This window comes from Clostridium guangxiense (assembly GCF_021043395.1).
Classification (GTDB): Bacteria; Bacillota; Clostridia; order Clostridiales; family Clostridiaceae; genus Clostridium_S; species Clostridium_S guangxiense.
The window spans coordinates 1-19065 of the sequence record NZ_JAJNKE010000024.1 but is presented as its reverse complement, the minus strand read 5'-3'; the positions used below and the strand labels follow the sequence as shown (position 1 = coordinate 19065).

The 19065-nt window shown below is 30.9% G+C and carries 17 protein-coding genes and 1 pseudogene; 5 read left to right on the top strand and 13 right to left on the bottom strand.

The window, feature by feature from the left end; translation table 11 throughout:
• Nucleotides 1-209: 209 nt before the first annotated feature.
• Complete coding sequence (locus LQK79_RS13615) at nt 210-884, top strand: TIGR01906 family membrane protein (RefSeq protein ID WP_269144157.1); 675 nt, start codon at nt 210-212, stop codon at nt 882-884.
• Nucleotides 885-888: 4 nt separating this feature from the next.
• Here LQK79_RS13615 and LQK79_RS13610 read toward each other — a convergent pair whose 3' ends face one another.
• The 8 genes from LQK79_RS13610 to LQK79_RS13575 all read right to left on the bottom strand — a co-directional run bounded on the left by LQK79_RS13610 (nt 889) and on the right by LQK79_RS13575 (nt 8201).
• The gene (locus tag LQK79_RS13610; protein ID WP_231016891.1) at nt 889-1635 is read right to left on the bottom strand and encodes a TVP38/TMEM64 family protein; all 747 of its coding nucleotides are present in this window, start codon (nt 1633-1635) and stop codon (nt 889-891) included.
• Nucleotides 1636-1732: 97 nt separating this feature from the next.
• Nucleotides 1733-2611, bottom strand: coding sequence for a DNA-3-methyladenine glycosylase family protein (locus LQK79_RS13605; protein ID WP_053242714.1), 879 nt, complete (start codon nt 2609-2611; stop codon nt 1733-1735).
• 74 nt (nt 2612-2685) lie between these two features.
• Nucleotides 2686-3534, bottom strand: a complete 849-nt coding sequence (locus LQK79_RS13600; protein WP_053242715.1) for a 3-hydroxybutyryl-CoA dehydrogenase — start codon at nt 3532-3534, stop codon at nt 2686-2688.
• Nucleotides 3535-3651: 117 nt separating this feature from the next.
• Complete coding sequence (locus tag LQK79_RS13595) at nt 3652-4662, bottom strand: electron transfer flavoprotein subunit alpha/FixB family protein (protein ID WP_231016890.1); 1011 nt, start codon at nt 4660-4662, stop codon at nt 3652-3654.
• 19 nt (nt 4663-4681) lie between these two features.
• Nucleotides 4682-5461 (bottom strand): electron transfer flavoprotein subunit beta/FixA family protein, encoded by a 780-nt coding sequence (locus LQK79_RS13590; protein ID WP_053242717.1) that lies wholly within the window; start codon nt 5459-5461, stop codon nt 4682-4684.
• Between the two features lie 16 nt (nt 5462-5477).
• Nucleotides 5478-6617 carry an acyl-CoA dehydrogenase gene (locus tag LQK79_RS13585; protein ID WP_231016889.1) on the bottom strand — a complete coding sequence of 380 codons (1140 nt, stop codon included), beginning with the start codon at nt 6615-6617 and terminating at the stop codon, nt 5478-5480.
• A 13-nt stretch (nt 6618-6630) separates the two neighbouring features.
• Entirely contained in the window at nt 6631-7416 is a 786-nt protein-coding gene (locus LQK79_RS13580) for a short-chain-enoyl-CoA hydratase (protein ID WP_053242719.1), read from the bottom strand.
• Nucleotides 7417-7568: 152 nt separating this feature from the next.
• Complete coding sequence (locus LQK79_RS13575) at nt 7569-8201, bottom strand: redox-sensing transcriptional repressor Rex (RefSeq protein WP_053242720.1); 633 nt, start codon at nt 8199-8201, stop codon at nt 7569-7571.
• Nucleotides 8202-8504: 303 nt separating this feature from the next.
• Between LQK79_RS13575 and abc-f the strand changes: the two genes are divergently transcribed.
• On the top strand, nt 8505-10424 hold the full coding sequence (gene abc-f / locus LQK79_RS13570; RefSeq protein ID WP_231016888.1) for a ribosomal protection-like ABC-F family protein: 1920 nt from the start codon (nt 8505-8507) through the stop codon (nt 10422-10424).
• A gap of 178 nt (nt 10425-10602) precedes the next feature.
• On the opposite strand, the gene pepV is transcribed toward abc-f, so the two are convergent.
• From pepV to LQK79_RS13550, 4 genes are all read right to left on the bottom strand, one after another.
• Entirely contained in the window at nt 10603-11994 is a 1392-nt protein-coding gene (gene pepV, locus LQK79_RS13565; RefSeq protein ID WP_231016887.1) for a dipeptidase PepV, read from the bottom strand.
• Nucleotides 11995-12225: 231 nt separating this feature from the next.
• Nucleotides 12226-12702, bottom strand: coding sequence for a hypothetical protein (locus LQK79_RS13560; protein WP_231016886.1), 477 nt, complete (start codon nt 12700-12702; stop codon nt 12226-12228).
• 11 nt (nt 12703-12713) lie between these two features.
• On the bottom strand, nt 12714-13709 hold the full coding sequence (locus LQK79_RS13555; RefSeq protein WP_231016885.1) for an alpha/beta hydrolase: 996 nt from the start codon (nt 13707-13709) through the stop codon (nt 12714-12716).
• A gap of 63 nt (nt 13710-13772) precedes the next feature.
• Nucleotides 13773-14540 (bottom strand): histidinol phosphate phosphatase, encoded by a 768-nt coding sequence (locus tag LQK79_RS13550; protein WP_231016884.1) that lies wholly within the window; start codon nt 14538-14540, stop codon nt 13773-13775.
• Between the two features lie 188 nt (nt 14541-14728).
• Between LQK79_RS13550 and LQK79_RS13545 the strand changes: the two genes are divergently transcribed.
• On the top strand, nt 14729-15157 hold the full coding sequence (locus LQK79_RS13545; protein ID WP_231016883.1) for a hypothetical protein: 429 nt from the start codon (nt 14729-14731) through the stop codon (nt 15155-15157).
• A 398-nt stretch (nt 15158-15555) separates the two neighbouring features.
• Here the strand turns inward: LQK79_RS13545 and LQK79_RS13540 are convergent.
• Nucleotides 15556-15858, bottom strand: a pseudogene (locus LQK79_RS13540) (ECF transporter S component); the annotation flags it as partial.
• A 159-nt stretch (nt 15859-16017) separates the two neighbouring features.
• On the opposite strand from LQK79_RS13540, the gene LQK79_RS13535 reads away from it, so the two are divergent.
• On the top strand, nt 16018-17163 hold the full coding sequence (locus LQK79_RS13535) for an SH3 domain-containing protein (protein WP_231016881.1): 1146 nt from the start codon (nt 16018-16020) through the stop codon (nt 17161-17163).
• A 464-nt stretch (nt 17164-17627) separates the two neighbouring features.
• The gene (locus LQK79_RS13530) at nt 17628-18845 is read left to right on the top strand and encodes an MFS transporter (RefSeq protein WP_231016880.1); all 1218 of its coding nucleotides are present in this window, start codon (nt 17628-17630) and stop codon (nt 18843-18845) included.
• Nucleotides 18846-19065 lie beyond the last annotated feature (220 nt).

Sequence of the window (19065 nt, the reverse complement as noted above, 5' to 3'; positions counted from 1 at the left end):
GCTAATATTGAGTGCTAACACAATTATTATAATAATTAATAGTTGATATATTGGCAAACTTAATATACGTTACTATTTGGTTAATATTACTGATTATAGTAAATTGATATGCATTAAATTGTTTTTTTGCTAAATTACTCTTTTTATCTATAAATATCAATTTGAATAAAATTCCTACACTTGTCAATAATGTTTAACACAAAATTTTTATGAAGGCAGTGAATAATTTGAAGATAGTATCAAATTTAACTAAGATATTTTTTTCTTTCCTTTTGACATTGACAACTATTTTATTTTTCACAAAAATAACAATGAACTTAAAGCCAATTTACTATTACGATGCATTAAATTTAGACATAATAGAAGAGTATAACCTTTATATTGAAAAATATAACTTAAATACTCAATATTTAAATTCTATTTCTCTCAAAAAAAATTACAATTATGTAATTGATTATATACAAAACCATAAAAAAGAGGCCTTTAAACTTCCAACTATACCTTTTTCTTCAAAAGCCAAAACACATTTTGAAGATGTAAAAAAAATAATAAAATATGGAGAATACACTTTTATAGCTTCTATAATATTATTTATAGCATTCTCTTTTATAACAAAAAAAAATTATGTTATTTTCTGCCTAAAAGCCAGCGGAAAAGAACTGATTGCTATAACTGTTTTTTCATCTTTTCTTTCACTTTTTAATTTTGATGAATTTTTTGATTCATTTCATAAGCTTATATTTCATAATCAGTACTGGATTTTTGATCCACAATATGACCCCGTTATATTAATATTTCCAGAAAATTATTTTATGCATTGTGCTGCTATAATCTTATTTTTTTCATTAATAACAGGCATATTTTTTTATATAAAAGGAAAATAAACTTCTAGCTATTTTTATCCGATTTTTTCTTAATAATGTTCTTTAATATTTTTTCTCCCTTTAAAGTTCCTATTATAAATAAAATAATCATAACAACAGCTATAATGGCAAGATGCAAAACATTGCCTTCAGTCAGCTTATTTCCAAAATACGCAGATACAAATATGCCTGGAAGTCTTCCCATAGTTGAGTAAATAATAAACTTTTTTCCGCTTACTCCAGAAGCTCCACATAGATACGCTAATATATCTTTTGGCAATCCTGGTATAAGATAAATAAGAAATATTGCAGCAGCAGCATTTTCACTTTTTAAAAATTTTCTAAATTTAGATGCATTATTCTTCGCCGTAATCTTTTCTATAAAAGGTTTTCCTAAAAAGTTAGAAAGAAAAAACGCACCGACACTCCCTATAGTTATTCCTATAACAGATATTAGACTTCCATAGAATGTGCCAAAAACATATCCACCTGCAATTTGAACTATTTCCCCTGGTATAAAAAATACAATTACTTGGGCTATTTGCATAACTAAAAAAGCAAGCGTACTGTACCTTCCATAGGATAATATAAATTTTTTTACCTTTTCAGTATCCTTCATCATATAAAAATACTTTGAGTAGTATATATATGTACAGTATGCTAAAAAAACAATAAGCAAGATTCCACCAATTTGTGCTTTATATTTTAAAATTCTATTGTACATAATTTTCATTTTACTAGATACGTTATTGAAAAAGTTTTTTAAGCCCATAAATTCACTTCCAAAATTAAAGTTTGTTAACAAATATTATTATACCAAAGGTTTGTCAAAGGCGTAAATGCTGCTGGCAATTGTTAACATAAATTTATCATACCTGTATTTTATTCTCTCTAGCATAATAAAATAGATATTGTTGTGCAAAACCAGATAAATTTCCAAACTTGTTTCTACCAAAGTCTCTTATTTTTTTAAGTGATACATCTGGAGCCACATAAAATTTCATCATAGCCTTCTTAACCCAAACATCTACAGGAAAAGCAGAATACTTATTCATAGAAAATAGCATTATACAATCTGCAACCTTAGGTCCTACTCCCATTAACTTTTGAAGTTCCTTATGACAATCATCATCATTAAGAGAAGCTATAAAATCAAGATTAACTTCTCCACTATATATTCTATCAATAGTATCCTTTAAATATTTTGCCCTAAATCCAGTACTGCATTCTTCAAAATCCTTCTCGCTGCCAGTGTGGAGTTTGTCAATTGTAGGGAATGAATAAAAAATATCATTGTTATATGTAATTTTTTCTCCCCACTTTTTACTTATATTTTCTATAGCTTTTTTAATCATTGGAATTCTATTATTAGCAGAAATTATAAAAGATATTAGCATTTCAAGTTTCTCTTGTTTTAAAAGTCTTATTCCATATCCAAAATCAACAGACTTTTTTAATAAAATATCCTTGCTAAGTTCCCCTTTTATTTTTGTGTAATTCCTGCTTAAATCAAAGTACTCACACCATGTATTTTTAAATTCCTCTTCATTGATATTATATATTAACACATCATTTCCCTTTTTCTCTACCTCTATAACCTTTCCCAAAGCCACACCTATATAACTGCCATTTTCCCGTCTATTCCATCTAAAACACTGTCCACAATCAAATATATGGCTAAGTTCAAAGTTCTTTACATCCTTCACTAAAACTCCATTATTAAAGCTTTCAATTGTATTAAAATCCATTTATAAGCACCTCCTACTTTATATTTTATCATATAAAAAAATCCCCATACTTAAATGAGGATCTTTTTTTGCTATTATTTTGAATAGTCGTAAAAACCTTTTCCAGTTTTTCTTCCAAGCCATCCAGCTCTTACATATTTCTTAAGTAATGTATGTGGTCTGTATTTAGAATCTCCTGTTTCTGAATAAAGAACATTCATTATAGCAAGGCATATGTCAAGACCTATAAAATCTCCTAATTCTAATGGTCCCATTGGATGATTTGCTCCAAGTTTCATAGCTTTATCTATATCTTCTACAGAAGCTATTCCTTCTGCATATATTCCAACTGCTTCGTTGATCATTGGAATTAATATTCTATTTACAACAAATCCTGGTGCTTCTGCAACTTCTACAGGATCTTTTCCTATAGCAACAGCACATTCTTTTACAGCATCAAAAGTTTCCTGTGAAGTAGCAATTCCTCTTATTACTTCAACAAGCTTCATAACAGGAGCTGGATTAAAGAAATGCATACCTATAACCTTATCAGGTCTTTTAGTTGCTGATGCTACTTCTGTTATAGAAAGTGATGATGTATTTGACGCAAGTATAGTTTCTGGCTTGCATATATTGTCTAAGTCAGCAAATATTTGTCTCTTTATATCCATTCTTTCAACTGCTGCTTCAACTACAAGATCACAATCAGCTGCCAAATTAAGGTCAACTGTTCCTGTAACTCTCTTTAATATTTCAGCTTTACCAGCTTCATCTAATTTTCCTTTTTTAACTAATCTTGAAAGATTTTTATCTATAGTAGCTAATCCTCTTTCAACGAACTCGTCTTTAATATCTCTTATAACTACTTCTAATCCTTTAGCTGCAAATGCTTGAGCAATTCCTGCTCCCATTGTACCTGCACCTATAACACATACTTTTTTCATTACACTAGCCTCCTATTTAACTTCCATATAAATAATTTATACATTATGAAAATTACTAAGCATAGTTTTTTCATAATGCATAAATTTAATTCTATTTTATTTGCCAGATAATAATTATTAGTTGTTAGCTGCTTTAATTTGAGCAATTAATTCAGGGACAACTTTATTTAAGTCTCCTACAATTGCTAAATCTGCAACTTTCATTATTGGTGCTTCTGCATCTTTATTTATAGCAATTATGTAATCTGAATCCTGCATTCCTGCTAAATGCTGAATTGCTCCTGATATACCGCATGCAATATAAAGTTGTGGTCTTACTGTCTTTCCTGTTTGACCAACTTGAAGATCTTTATCTGCCCATTCTTTTTCAATTGCTGCTCTTGAAGCTGCTACAGTTCCACCAAGTACATCAGCAAGTTCTTGAAGTTTTGCAAAGTTTTCTTTGCTTCCAACTCCTCTTCCACCAGCTACTAATACTTTAGCTTCTCCTATATCAACAGTATCTTTTGCAACCTTAACAACATTTAGAACTTTTGTCCTAATATCGTCTTCTGTTAAGCTAAAAGCAACTTTTTCAATTTTGTCTGAAGAAACATTTGACTGATCCTCAGCTAATTTTGAGAAAACTCCTGGTCTTACAGTTGCCATTTGTGGTCTATGGTCTGCACATACGATTGTAGCCATAAGGTTACCACCAAAAGCAGGTCTTGTTGCAAGTAAATTGTTGTTTTCAGGATCTATATCAAGTGCAGTACAGTCAGCAGTTAATCCTGTTGAAAGTCTTGCTGCCATTCTAGGTCCTAAGTCTCTTCCTATGAAAGTTGCACCTATAAATAGTATTTCAGGCTTTCTTTCATTGACTAAGTCACATATAACCTTTGCATATGCATCTGTGGTAAAATGCTCTAAAAGCTTGCTATCAGCAGCTAAAACTTTATCTGCTCCATGAGCTAAAAGTTCTTTTGACATTTCATCTGTATTATATCCTAATAATACTGCTGTCAATTCAACACCAAGTTTTCCAGCTATTTCTTTACCTTTTCCAAGTAATTCTAAAGATACTTTCTGTAATTTTCCGTCTCTTTGTTCAGCAAAGACCCATACGCCTTTGTAATCTGCTATATTCATAAAGCTTCCCTCCTACACATTAAATATAGTGCTTCTCTTTTAATTTTGAAACTACATATGATGCTGCTTCTTTAACAGGTTTATCAACAAGTTCTCCCTGTCCTTTTGCTTCTTTAGTTACAGATTTTTTAACCTTTGTTGGTGAACCTTTAAGTCCTAAAAGACTTAAGTCGATATCTATATCATTTTCGCTCCAGATCTTTATTTCCTTGTCAAATACTCCAAATATATTTCTTACATCCATATATCTTGGCACATTTAATTCTTTTATTGCAGTTAAAAGAACTGGTGTCTTAACTTCTACATCTTCATATCCATCTTCCCAAGCTTTTCTTACCTTTAAAGCATCTCCGCTAACTTCAACTTTTTCTACATAAGTTACTTGAGGTATTCCAAGATGTTCTGCAATTTCTGGTCCAACCTGTGCAGTATCACCATCTATTGCCTGTCTTCCAGCAAATACTACATCATAATCTAATTTTTTAATAGCAGCTGCAAGAGTATGTGATGTTGCAAGAGTGTCAGCTCCTCCAAAAGCTCTGCTTGATACAAGTATTGCTTCATCTGCACCCATAGCTAAAGCTTCTACTAAAGCATTTTTAGCTTGTGGTGGTCCCATTGATACTATAGTTACATGCGCACCAACGCTTTCTTTTAATACTAATGCTTCTTCTAATGCATTTTTGTCATCTGGATTTATGATTGATGGAACTCCTTCTCTTATAAGTGTTCCTTTTACTGGATCTATTTTAACTTCAGTTGTATCTGGAACTTGTTTTAAACAAACAACTATATTCATTTAGAATTTCCTCCTTTTATCTAAAAATATGATTTGAAATAACTAATTTTTGAACCTGAGTTGTTCCCTCATATATTTCTGTTATCTTAGCATCTCTCATCATTCTTTCAACTGGGTAATCTTTAGTGTATCCATATCCACCGAAGAGTTGAACACATTTTGTAGTTGCTTCCATAGCAACATCAGCAGCATAAAGTTTTGCCATAGCTGCTTCTTCATTATATGGTAGTCCCTGATCTTTGCACCAAGCTGCTCTATACACTAAGAATTTAGTTGCTTCAATTTTTGTCTTAATATCAGCCATAGCCCAAGCTAATCCTTGGAATCTATCAAGGCTTCTTCCAAATTGTTTTCTTTCTTTCATGTAATCTCTTGTTACTTCAAATGCTCCTTCAGCAATTCCAAGAGCCTGTGCTGCTATACCAATTCTTCCTCCATCAAGAGTCTTCATGGCAATTCCAAATCCTTTTCCTTCTTTTCCAATAAGGTTTTCTTTTGGAACTATGCAGTCTTCAAAAATAAGTTCTGTAGTTGAAGATGCTCTAATACCCATCTTGTTTTCTACTTTTCCTATTGAGAAACCTTTGAATCCTTTTTCTACTATAAACCCAGATATTCCTTTAGTTCCTTTGCTTCTATCTGTCATACCAAAAACGCAGAATACATCAGCAACTCCACCGTTTGTTATGAATATTTTTGAACCATTTAATACATAATGATCTCCATCAAGAACTGCTGTAGTCTGCTGACCAGCTGCATCTGTTCCTGCGTTAGGTTCAGTTAATCCATAAGCTCCTATTTTTTCACCTTTTGCAAGTGGAACTAAGTATTTTTGTTTTTGTTCTTCAGTACCAAATTCATTGATTAATGAAGCACAAAGTGATGTATGTGCTGAAAGAATAACTCCTGTTGTACCACAAACCTTTGATAATTCTTCAACAGCGATTATGTATGAAAGTACATCTCCACCTGCGCCACCATATTCTTTTTTAAATGGAATTCCCATCATTCCATATTTAGCCATTTTTTTAACATTTTCCATTGGGAATCTTTCTGTTTCGTCAATTTCTGCTGCTATTGGTTCAACATCATTTTTAGCAAATTCTCTAACCATCTGTTTTACTAATTCTTGTTCTTTTGTCAATGCAAAATTCATATAAACTTACCTCCTATCTATTTTTGAAACCTTCTGGTTTTCTCTTTTCAACAAAAGCAGTCATTGCATCTTTTTGATCTTCTGTTGAAAAACATTCTCCAAATGCTTCTGATTCAAATGACAAAGCAGTGTCAATGTCACATTGAATTCCTCTATTAATAGCCTGCTTGCTTAATTTAACAGCTATTGGAGCGTTATTTACAATTGTATTTGCAAGCTCTTTTGCTGTATTCATTAATTCACCAGGTTCTACTACTTTATTTACAAGTCCAATTCTTAAAGCTTCATCTGCTTTTATATTCTTTGCAGTAAAAATAAGTTCTTTAGCCATTCCCATTCCTACAAGTCTTGCAAGTCTTTGAGTTCCACCAAATCCAGGTGTTATTCCAAGACCAACCTCTGGCTGACCAAATCTTGCATTGCTTGAAGCAATTCTTATATCACAAGCCATCGAAATCTCACAGCCGCCGCCTAATGCAAAACCATTAACAGCTGCTATTACGGGTTTTTCTAGAAGTTCTAATCTTCTAAATACTTTATTTCCTAGTATTCCAAATTTTCTTCCTTCTATTACATTCTTGTCTTTCATTTCAGAAATATCTGCTCCAGCTACAAAAGACTTTTCACCTGCACCTGTTAAAATAATTGCAAGCACTTCATTGTCATTTTCAATTTCATCTAAAACGTAATCAAGTTCAGTTAAAGTTTCACTGTTAAGTGCATTTAATGCCTTAGGTCTGCTTATAGTAACTATAGCAATTTTGCCTTCCTTTTCAAGGATGATATTTTTTAATTCCATGACTTATCCTCCTAAATCTTTTTATTCTTTGTTAATATTCTAACAAAGAAAACTAAAATTTTAGAAGCCTTAAGCTTCATTTCTAATTATATAATTAATTATTTCATATTTCAATAATATTTACATTGAAATATGAAATAATTAAAAAAATATCATATTTTATCTTTTAGCAAACAACTTAAAGTAAGTAAACTATCACTTAAATGAACATTTTCCACAATTACATCATCAGGTGTAACTAAATCCACAGGTGCAAAGTTCCATATTCCCTTAACATTATTTTTTATAATTATTTCAGCCACCTTTTGTGCACTTTTTCTTGGCACACAAATAATTGCAATGTTAATGTTGTTGTTTTTCAAGAAAGCATCTACATTGTCTATATCTTGTATTTCAATATCATGTATTTTTAATCCCAAAAGCTTAGGATTTATATCAAATATTCCTTTTAAAGAAAAACCTAGTTTTTCAAAATTTATATAATTAGCAATTGCTTGACCAATATTACCCGCACCTACAATAATAGTATTATACTCCTTTGTAAGACCCAAAATTGCATCTATTTCTTTGCAAAGTTCTTTTACGTTGTAACCGTACCCCTGTTGTCCAAAATCTCCAAAACAATTAAGGTCTTGGCGTATCTGCGAAGCTGTAAATCCTATTTTTTCACTTAATTCTTTCGATGAAATCCTATCCACATCATTTTTCACAAGTTCATTTAAGTACCTATGATATTTAGGAAGACGCCTTATTACAGCCATCGATATATTCTTTTTCTTTTCCACGCAATGCACCCCTCACCTAGACATACCACTCCAAAGCCTTATTTCATCTATCAAATAATTAAGGTATAAGCAATACATCACTATTATAAATGATATACTCATAATATATTTTACCACATAATTTTAATTTTACACTATTTATTTTTTCCATTTATTTTATCTATTGTTGCAGCTATAGGGAAATCACTGCGAATCTTAACTATAGATAAGCAGCATTGAACTTTAAAATTTATTTGACAACACATATTTCTATGCTTTAATATTTACTGGTAAAGGATTAAAGATAAAGCGCGGTGATAATTTATGATAGTATTAAGCTGTAAAGATATTCATAAAAGCTATGGAATAGATGTTATTTTAGAAAATGTGACCTTCTCTATTAATGAAGGTGAAAGAATTGGAATAATCGGTCCTAACGGTGCTGGAAAATCAACTTTATTTAAAATACTTACAAACAGTTTAGAATACGATTCAGGAGATTTATTTATCGATAAAAACAAACAGTTAGGTTATTTATCTCAGCATCTAGATCTAGAAACTTCTAATACAATTTTTGAGGAACTATCCTCTGTTTTTAGTGAACTTATTTCTATAGAAAATAAACTTAAAGATTTAGAGCAAAAAATGAGTGAACCATATGATCCTCTAAAAGAAGCTTACCATGCTAAAATTATAAAAGATTACACAAATTACACAGAAGCTTATAATACTAAGGGAGGATACTCCTATAAAGGTGAAATATCCAAAGTATTAAAAGGTCTTGGTTTTTCAGATGAAGATTCAAAAAAACCTATTTCAATATTAAGTGGTGGACAAAAAACAAGAGTGGCTCTATGCAAACTTCTTCTTATGAAGCCAGAAATACTTCTTCTTGATGAACCAACTAACCACCTTGACCTTGATGCAATAGAGTGGCTTGAAGACTATCTTCATACATATAAAGGGACTATACTTATAATATCCCATGATAGATATTTTCTAGATGCCATAACAGACAAAACTTTTGAACTTATTAATGGGCATGTAAATTGTTACAACGGGAACTACACAAAAGCTCTTGAACTTAAAAAGAAGGATTATGAAATCAAATTGAAAGCTTTTGAGGTACAGCAAGCTGAAATCAAAAGGCAAGAAGGGATAATAGAACGCTACCGTTCATTTAATAGAGAAAAAAGCATAAAAGCTGCAGAAAGCCGTCAGAAAGCACTTGATAAAATTGAAAGAATAAAGCCACCAGACAAAGAAACTGGTGTTACAAGAATAAGCTTTGAAACTCTAATAAAAAGTGGCAAAGATGTTTTACATGTTGAAAATCTATCTAAAAGCTTTGGAGATCACACTTTATTTAACAATCTTGATATAGATGTAAAAAGCGGTGAAAAAACAGCACTGATAGGCGAAAATGGAAGAGGTAAAACTACATTTTTTAAAATTTTAATGGATAAAGTCAAAAGTGATTCTGGTATTAAAATTTTAGGAAAGAATGTGTTTATAGGCTACTACGATCAGGAACAATCTAATTTGCATGATGATAAAACTATAATCGACGAAGTATGGGATGACTTCCCTGAGCTTACCACCACAGAAGTAAGAAATGCCCTTGCTGCATTTTTGTTTATTGGAGATGATGTTTTTAAACTTATATCTAAATTAAGCGGTGGAGAAAAGTGTAGAATAAACCTTCTTAAATTAATGCTTTCTAAAAATAACTTTTTACTTTTAGATGAGCCCACAAACCATCTCGATATAGTATCACGTGAAGCACTTGAAGATGCTCTATTAAGCTACGATGGAACAATTCTTGTAATCTCACATGACAGATATTTCTTAAACAAGGTTGTTTCTAAAATGTATGAGTTAAAAGAAGATGGCGTAAAAGAATACCTAGGGAACTATACTTATTACGTAGAAAAAAAGAAAAATCCAACAAGATTTCAATATGAAGAGGAAATTTCGGATGGAAAAACTAAAACTCAAATACATGCTGAAAAGAAGAAAAAGAGAGAAGAAGAAAAGCTTGAGAAACAAAAAAAGTTAAAAATAAAAAATATAGAAGAAAAAATCGCTTCTCTTGAAGATGAACTTGAAAAACTTCAAGGAGCGCTGTGCCTCGAAGAAGTTTATTCAAACCCTGAAAAAAGCATTGAAGTAAATAATAAAATTTCTGAAACTCAAAGTAATATTGATAAACTATACGAGGAGTGGGAAGAACTTAATAGTTAGCGAAATAACATTGATGAAAAGACAGTTTAAATAAAGCTTTATAAATCTTAGATAATAAATTAAAAAAGTCTTAGAACTTTCAATCTGTCTGAGCCAAAGGCGAGTTATTGAAAGTTCTAAGACTTTTATGATTTATCATCTTAGATTTATTGGCTTTATTTAATGTCTCAAATCAATGTTATTTTGCTAGTTCATAGATAGTATGAGCATAAATTTTAGCATTTAAAATGAGATGCTCTACTTTTATATATTCATCCACCTTATGATCAACATCTGGTTCTCCTTCAAATATAGGTCCAAAGGCTACTATATTTGGCATTTCCTTTGCATATGTTCCTCCGCCTATTGCAAGAAGCTTAGGTTCTTTTCCAGTTTGCTCCTTATAAACCTTCTGAAGATTTTTCACAAGGAAATGATCTTCAGGAAAATAAAGAGGATTTGCATTAGTCATATTTTCTAACTTAATACCTGCAGCTTCAATTCTCTCATTTATAGGAGTTATTACTTCTTCAAACTTACATGTTACAGGGTATCTTATATCAATAGTTACACTGGCCTTATTTACATCTAAATTTATCATTCCAAGATTAAAGGAAAGTTTTTTAGAAACCTCATCTTCTAGCCCTACACCAAATGACTCTCCATCAGTTTCCATACCAACATGCCTATTTAAGAAATCTATGTAATCTACTGCATCACACTGTTCAAGATTTAACTCTCCTATAAAAGCTAAAAGCTGCATAATAGCGTTTTTACCCATATGAGGCAAGCTTCCATGAGCTGCAACACCATAGGATTTTATTATAACTAGATCACCCTGTTCTTCTGCTTTAATATCATATCCTGTTCTATTTGAGAAATCCTCACACTTATCAATTACATTGCTTTTAAGTGAAGTTTTAAGCCCTGCTTCACAATAATTCGGAACTATATTATGAGCGTTTCCTCCTTTAACATAGGCTATAGTTGTGTCACCATATGATTTTTCCTCAAACTCTTTTAATAAGTCAAAAACCAATACACCCTTTTCTCCATTTATAATTGGATATTCTGCATCAGGAGTAAAACCAGCCACAGGCGGCTTTTCTTTTTTTAGATAGTATGCAATCTCATTACTGCCAGTTTCTTCATTTGTTCCAAATATTATTCTTACCTTTTTCGACAATGTAAGTCCAGAATCTACAATTGCTTTTAATCCATATAAACATGCCATTATAGGTCCCTTATCGTCAGTAGCACCTCTAGCAAATATCTTATCATCATGTATTTCTGCTGCATATGGAGGATACTTCCATCCATCATTTTCTGGTACTACGTCTAAATGTCCAAGCACTCCAATGTACTCTTCTCCATCACCATATTCTGCATATCCAACTTGATTATCAACATTTACTGTTTTAAATCCTAAAGATTTTGCTATTTCAAGTGCACATGCTAAGGCTTTTGCTGGTCCTTCACCATAAGGCATTCCAGGTTTTGCTGTTTCTTGAACACTCTTGATTTGCAAAACTTTTTGAGTTGATTTTACTAATTCATCCTTTAATAAATCTACATGTTTATTTATTTCCATATGTAAGCCTCCATTTAATTTATTTATATATTTAATACATTATATATACAATATTAATTTTATAAAATACATTATAATAACTTATATATAATAGGCTGCACAAGTTTACATCTAAAATTCCGTAGGAACGGAGGAATTTTTTCCTTGCACCACTGTTGGAGCGAAGTAACAGTGTTGAAGAGATGATTTATAGTTTTCATTTAACATCTCAAGATACTGTTACTTCGCATTTTATTTATAATAGAAAAGATTCTTTTTTCTATTATCTTCAACTTCATCAAACCTTTTAATCTCAGTATGTTTGTAATTATTTACTTTACATATAACATCATTAAGAAAATCTTCTTTAAACTTAAATTGTGAATCTAAATAAACCTCTGATATTACCGAATATTCTATATGCCCTGGTTCATTGCCCACAACATACAATGGAAAAAGTCCCTCGAAATTTTTATTAAGAAGCGCATGACTATATATAGTTGCATCTATAACTTGCCCCTTATACATATTAAAACAATGTGCATAATTTCTTTTATGATTTTTAATTTCAACATATAAAATTCCTTCTATAACAGGTACATCAATACCTCTTACCCTTGAAATTTGACTAATAAGCGCACTTACAAGGTTAGCACTATTTAGTATCTGATAATTAGAAATACATAATTTACACAAACTTTTAAAAAAGACTTTTTCCTCGCTATCCATTCTTAACCTCTTTAATACATTTCTACTGGCTTACTTTCATCAGTTTTATCATCTATTATCTTATTTCTCATAAGAAATTCTCTTACCTTTGCCTTATACTCATCCTTATTCTTTAAATAAGATTGGGCATGCCCTGCATTAGGAGCAATATATAAATATTTTGGACCCTTTTTCTCTATATACAGCTCCAAAGACATGTATGGTGGAATAAAATCATCATCTGCACCATGAATAAACATTATAGGCACTTCAACTCCATCTAATGCTTTCTTCGGCGATATTGAGTACAATGAAAATCCAGCCTTATACCAAGCATAAACGCTAGAATAAAATACTATGGCATTTGCTATTATTTTACCATGATTTTTCATTTCCTCTGTAAGTTTATCACTAAACAACTCTGGCAAATCAGAAAAAGGACAATCCACTATATAAAAAGATACATATTTTTCTTTTATATTCATATTAGAATGCAGAAGTGCTGTAGCTGCTCCCATAGATTCTCCGTGAATTCCTATTATTCCATTTGGATTTTGCTTTCTAACCCACCTTACACAATTATCCAAGTCGTACTTTTCAAAATATCCAAGGGAAATATTATTTCCACCACTAGTACCATGATATCTGGAATCATAAATAAGCACATTATACCCTAAGTCTATGTACATGTCTGCATACTTCATTGATTCCCATCTGCTTCCTGTTATACCATGTACAATTATAATAGTGTTTTTGGTTCTTACAAAATTTCTTATATAAGTTCCAGAAAGCTTATAACCAAAATTAGACTGTATAGTCACATCACTTTTATCAAGTAAATTAAATCTTTCATAATCAAAAGTAGATTTAAAATTATTATATGAAACACTATTGCTTTTATTAAATTTTATTTCACATACCTGGTTATAAACCATACTCCCAATATAAATGCCTATACAGCTAATCGTAATAAATACTAAAAGCATTAATATCAAAATTATTCTTCTTATATATTTTTTTACTTTCATTTTATATCGCCACCATCTTGGCTAATCAAAATGTAACTATTAAAATAATAAACTCAAGACTTCTTACATATATTCAGGTTTTCTATTTTTATAGTACACTGTCCTTAAGTTACATTCCTCTGCTATTGAAAAGGCCTCTTTAATATTCATTCCTATATTTTTATCATAATGAGCATCTGAGCCTATTGTAACAAAATTTCCACCCATCTCTCTATATCTTTTATAAATTGGTATTAAGTTTTTAATTATATAAGCTTTATCAAGCCTTCTGGAATTTATCTCAAGAGCAATTCCTTTATCTATGATAAATTTCAAAACCTCATCGATTAACTCCGCATATTCATTATAATATATTTCACTATCTTCATATGTTGCGTATCTGCAAATATAATCTATATGTGCCAGTGAATCTACATATTCATGTGTTTTAATGCAATTTATCATAGCTTGAAAATATCTTCTATATGTGCTGCTTTTTTCCTTACCCTTATAATATATTTTTTCATAAATATCAATTCCATCAACAAAGTGTATAGATCCTATAACATAATCAAAATCATAGTTTTCATTTATTTTCCTATTTTCATCACTATACTCCTCTGTCATTCCAATTTCAACTCCAATTAGATAATTATCACCCCTATATTTATAATATTTATTAAAATAATTATCTATGTCAAAAATAAACTTACCTTTTTCAGGATAATTTAAATCAATATGATCTGTAGAAATAATTCCTAGTTTTAGTTTTTTAGCAGCTTCTAATGCACTTTCAATTTTAAGTTGTGAATCCGTAGAAAACTCAGTGTGGACATGGCTATCAAATATCATAATATCACCTCACAAAATTCAATGTTTAAATTAATTATAACAGAAAACTTGGTTATGATAAAACTACACATAAATTTACCATAATTTTTTTGTTTCACTATGTATTTAGTAACATCTAATTGATTTTTTACATAATTTATTATGGTGGGGATGAAATTTATCCATAAATAATTTGCAAGGAGAAAATAATGTATTATAACTACAATGACAATGATAACTTCGATCCTATGAGATTCGAAAATGATGAATGTGAATGCAATGAAAAGGCTCCTTTTGTTTGCCCTGTTTTAGCTAACTGCCCTTTTTATTCTGGTATGAGGCAAGAAAATGATGATGAAACTAGGCAGCCTAATATGCCACCTGGACCTCCTCCAACCTATACTCCTAATAAAAGTATGCAAGCACCTTCGGGTCCTAGCTTAAAAGCAGTTGATCCTGGAGCTATAAGAATATGCAGATATAAATATACTTATATCTGGGAAACTAATGGAAGAGCTTACTGGGCATATATTACTTATGTAGGTCGAAGATCAATCGCTGGCTATAGATGGATGCGTAGAAGATGGGTTTATTTTGGACTTGATTTAAGAAGAATTGAATCATTTACCTGTAGGTAAGGCTTAATTTTCATAACTTAAAAATATTGCGAACTAATTCGAGTTAAGGGTTTTAACTTGCCTTTGCTCGTTAAAAGACTAACTTTTTCACTTATGTGAAAAGTGAAGGGTTTGACGATGCTTTGCACGTCAAAGATGAACTTTTCGTCTAAAACCAAAAGTTAAGGTGATTTTTCCTCCTCTTCGCTACGGAAAAATAAATAAATTAAAGATTTTCTGTAGTAAAACGGAAGAAAATCATCATTAACTTTTTACTGAAGGTAAAAAAGTTCACCTTTTAGCGAGCAGAGCAAGTTAAAACCCTTCACCCTTAGCTTTTTCGCCTTCTTTTTAGACGAAAAAAATTAGTTATTACTTTGCAATATTTATTTATGTGTAAAAATACTGCTACCACCTAATTAAATTCTACTGCCAATTGCTGTCTTTAAAATTTTTCCTACTGGAACCGCTGCAACTATTCCTATAATGGTTGTAATTAATGAACTTGGAACATGTTGAAATGCAATAATAAGGCTTCCATAAAACAGCACATCAGCCAAATAATATCCCACTATATTAAAAATGCCTCCAAGCACAAATGCAAATATATTGTTTAGAATACTATCTCCATTATATTCACCTCTATATGCCACTAATCCTACAACGTATGCCATACCGCCCTTTATAAGAAATGTAAAAGGTGCCCATATTGGAGTTGCTGAAAATAAATCAAATTATGTAAAATGTATGGGTACATTTTATTTCATATAAATCCTTAATTTTACATACTATCCTTTAACCATATATTGCGACTATCCTTTTTCTCCTAGTATAATTTTATTTATCATCTCAATATTTTAAAAATCAAAGGAGAACATTATATGAAAAAACTAAATACAATTATTGCAACTATAATCTCCTCCGTTTTTGTTTTTGCACCTCTACAAAAAACGTTTGCAGCAACTCAGACTTCACTCACTAGATCTGCTGCTGAGCAAAGAGCATTGAGTATAATAAATCTTAATTGGACATACTCAATCAACAAAAACTCTATTCTACCATCTACTAACGGAGACAGTGTAACACAGCCTACTCAATTTAAAAATGTAACTACTGCAACAATGACAGGTATTCCATATAATTGGGGCGGCTTGGATAGTTTGGATTCCTCTTCATCTGGAGCTCCATGGACAAATTTTTTAAATGCAATAGATAATGGCGCTTTTGCTGGGAATGTTAACACTTCTGCTCCTTATGGTTATATTCAAGGAACTGCTGGAATCGATTGTTCGGGTTTTGTACAAGCTGTTTTTAACATTAAGGATTATAAGCTTTCAACTTCTACACTATTTAACAGTTATTTTACTAAAATTAGTTTAAGCAATCTAAAACACATGGATATTTTAGACAAGCCAGGTGATCATGTTGTTATATTTGACAAATGGGGAACACAAAATGGAGTGCAAGGTGCCTTTACTTATGAAGCTACACCAGATCAAACTTATGGTGGAATACAAGGTACAAAAAAATACTTTATAACTATGAATGAAATTAATTTAGGATATATTCCTGGAAGATATGTAAACATAATTGAAGATAGCTCTACCCCAGATCCTATGCCAACTTCTGATTTATATGGTATAGTTTCCAATGTAGTTTATGCTGCTAACTTTAGGGTAAATCCTTCTACTAGTGCTGCAATTATAGGAACAATACCTAAAAACACAATTTTAAAACTTTTAGCTTCAAACTCTGGCTGGTATAATGTAACTTACAATGGACAGACAGGTTGGATATATAGTAGTTTAACAGCATCTGTTCCCTATAATACGTATGTAACCGTAAATAATGTTTATCAATTAAACATCAGATCAAATCCTTCCTCAACTACTTCAATCCTTGGAGTGTTAACCGAAGGGCAATATGCAAAAGTAACTGGAATATCAGCTGATGGATATTGGTACAAGATAAGCATAAATGGGGTAGAAGGATACTCTGCAGTAAAATATTTAAAATATATAAATTAGAATCTATAAGGATAAACTAATAATATTTTTTAGATAATCCATTATAAATTTTACTGCTTCTATAAAGATTCACGCCAAAATTCCGTAGGCACGGAGGATTTTTTTAACGCGACGAAGTATTGTTCCTTAGCATTTTTATTTCAATAAGCCAGGTAAAATTTTTTAACTGCTCATAATAAAAAGTACATCCTAAAAATTCAGTATATGATTTAAAATTTTCTATTATTCTTAAAGTTTTAGAAGATATATCTAACCTTTCACATACTTCCTTAGTTATTCATTTAAATCACCTCAGATTAAATATAAACCCTGCATAAAGGACTAAGTCAATACTTTCTAAAAATCAAAGCTCACTCATCGGAATACTTTTTTAGCAATATATGTGCTTATATCTTACCATTATTGCAGTATTTGATCTTAAATGATATAATATTTATAATTTTTTTTACTTAGGAGATGTACCAATGAAAAAAGATAATATTTTACTTCTAATAGCTGTTTTTCTACTTATTTTTGGAACCTATATAACAGGTGCAATACTTACACCTTATGCAAAATCTCTTGGCGCATCGGGAATATCCATTGGATTAATCTCTGCTGCTCTTTATATTGTAAGATTATTTGTAGGAACGCCAATTGGGAAACTGTCAGACAAAAAAGGGATTTTATCAGTTCTTAAATACAGTATTATTATGTACCCTTTTACAGCACTTATTTATTGTTTTGCGGTTACTATACCAGTTCTAATCTTTGCACGTTTTACACATGGACTAGCTTCTGCAATGATGCTTCCAATGGTTATGGCTTATATAGGTCAAATTAGTCCTCTTGGTAAAGAAGGCTTTTACATGGGAATCTACAATACTGCAAATCTAATTGCAAGTGGAATAGGACCTCAAACTGCAACTATACTTGCTTCTGCCTACAGCAAAAAATCTTGTTTTGTAGTTTCTCTTGCTCTATCAGTAATTTCTCTTTTAATTGTAATTGCACTTCACAAAAGCAAAACACTAAATTCTGAGAACAAAAATAGTATTACAATTGACAGTAATTCAAATACAAAGATTTCCTCAAGCAAATTACTTACAAATCACAGATTGTTAGCATTAAGCAGTATCAATATTGCTTCAGCTTTTATAATTACACTAATTAGCTTTTTCTTTATATTGTTCACTCCACAAAAAAGTATAAGTCTTGTATTTACAGGATTTCTTATTTCTATCTACAATGTTGTTGGTGGGTTTGCACAAATTCCAATGGGAAAATTCAGCGATAAATTTAATAAATGCAATTTAGTTTTATTTTCAGGCATTATAGTATCTTTACTTTTAATTTTATTTCCATACATAAACAATTTATCACTAATGATCTCGTTAATGCTTCTTCTCGCTGTAGTTTCAGCTGCTTTCGTTTCAGCTTCATCGGCATTATCTACTATACTTGGACGAACTGTAGGAATGGGAAGCACGATGGGTTTCCTTGGAACAGCTAATAGCGTTGGAATGGTCCTTGCAAGTGTATTTTTAAGTGTCGCTTCAGATTTGTTTGGTTTAAATTCGTTATTTTATTTATCAAGTGCCGTTATATTAATATGTACTTTATTATTCGCCTTCTTTTGGAAGAATAAAAAAGATGAAGCTACCTCCAAACTAAAAAATGCAAGTACCAAGATTATACAATAATATTTATTTAGTTCACAGTACACTGTGAATTGTACCCTGACCTTACAAAAGTCAAATGCTGGCAAAAGTATATTTATTAATTTAAAACTTGGAGATAGTTTCGCTATATAGATAAACAAGCTGAAATATTTAAATTACCAATACCAAATTTATCCTTACAAACTGGAATTTGTTGAGCACTATAGTGAAGGGTTTTAACTCACTTCGTTTGTTAAAAGAC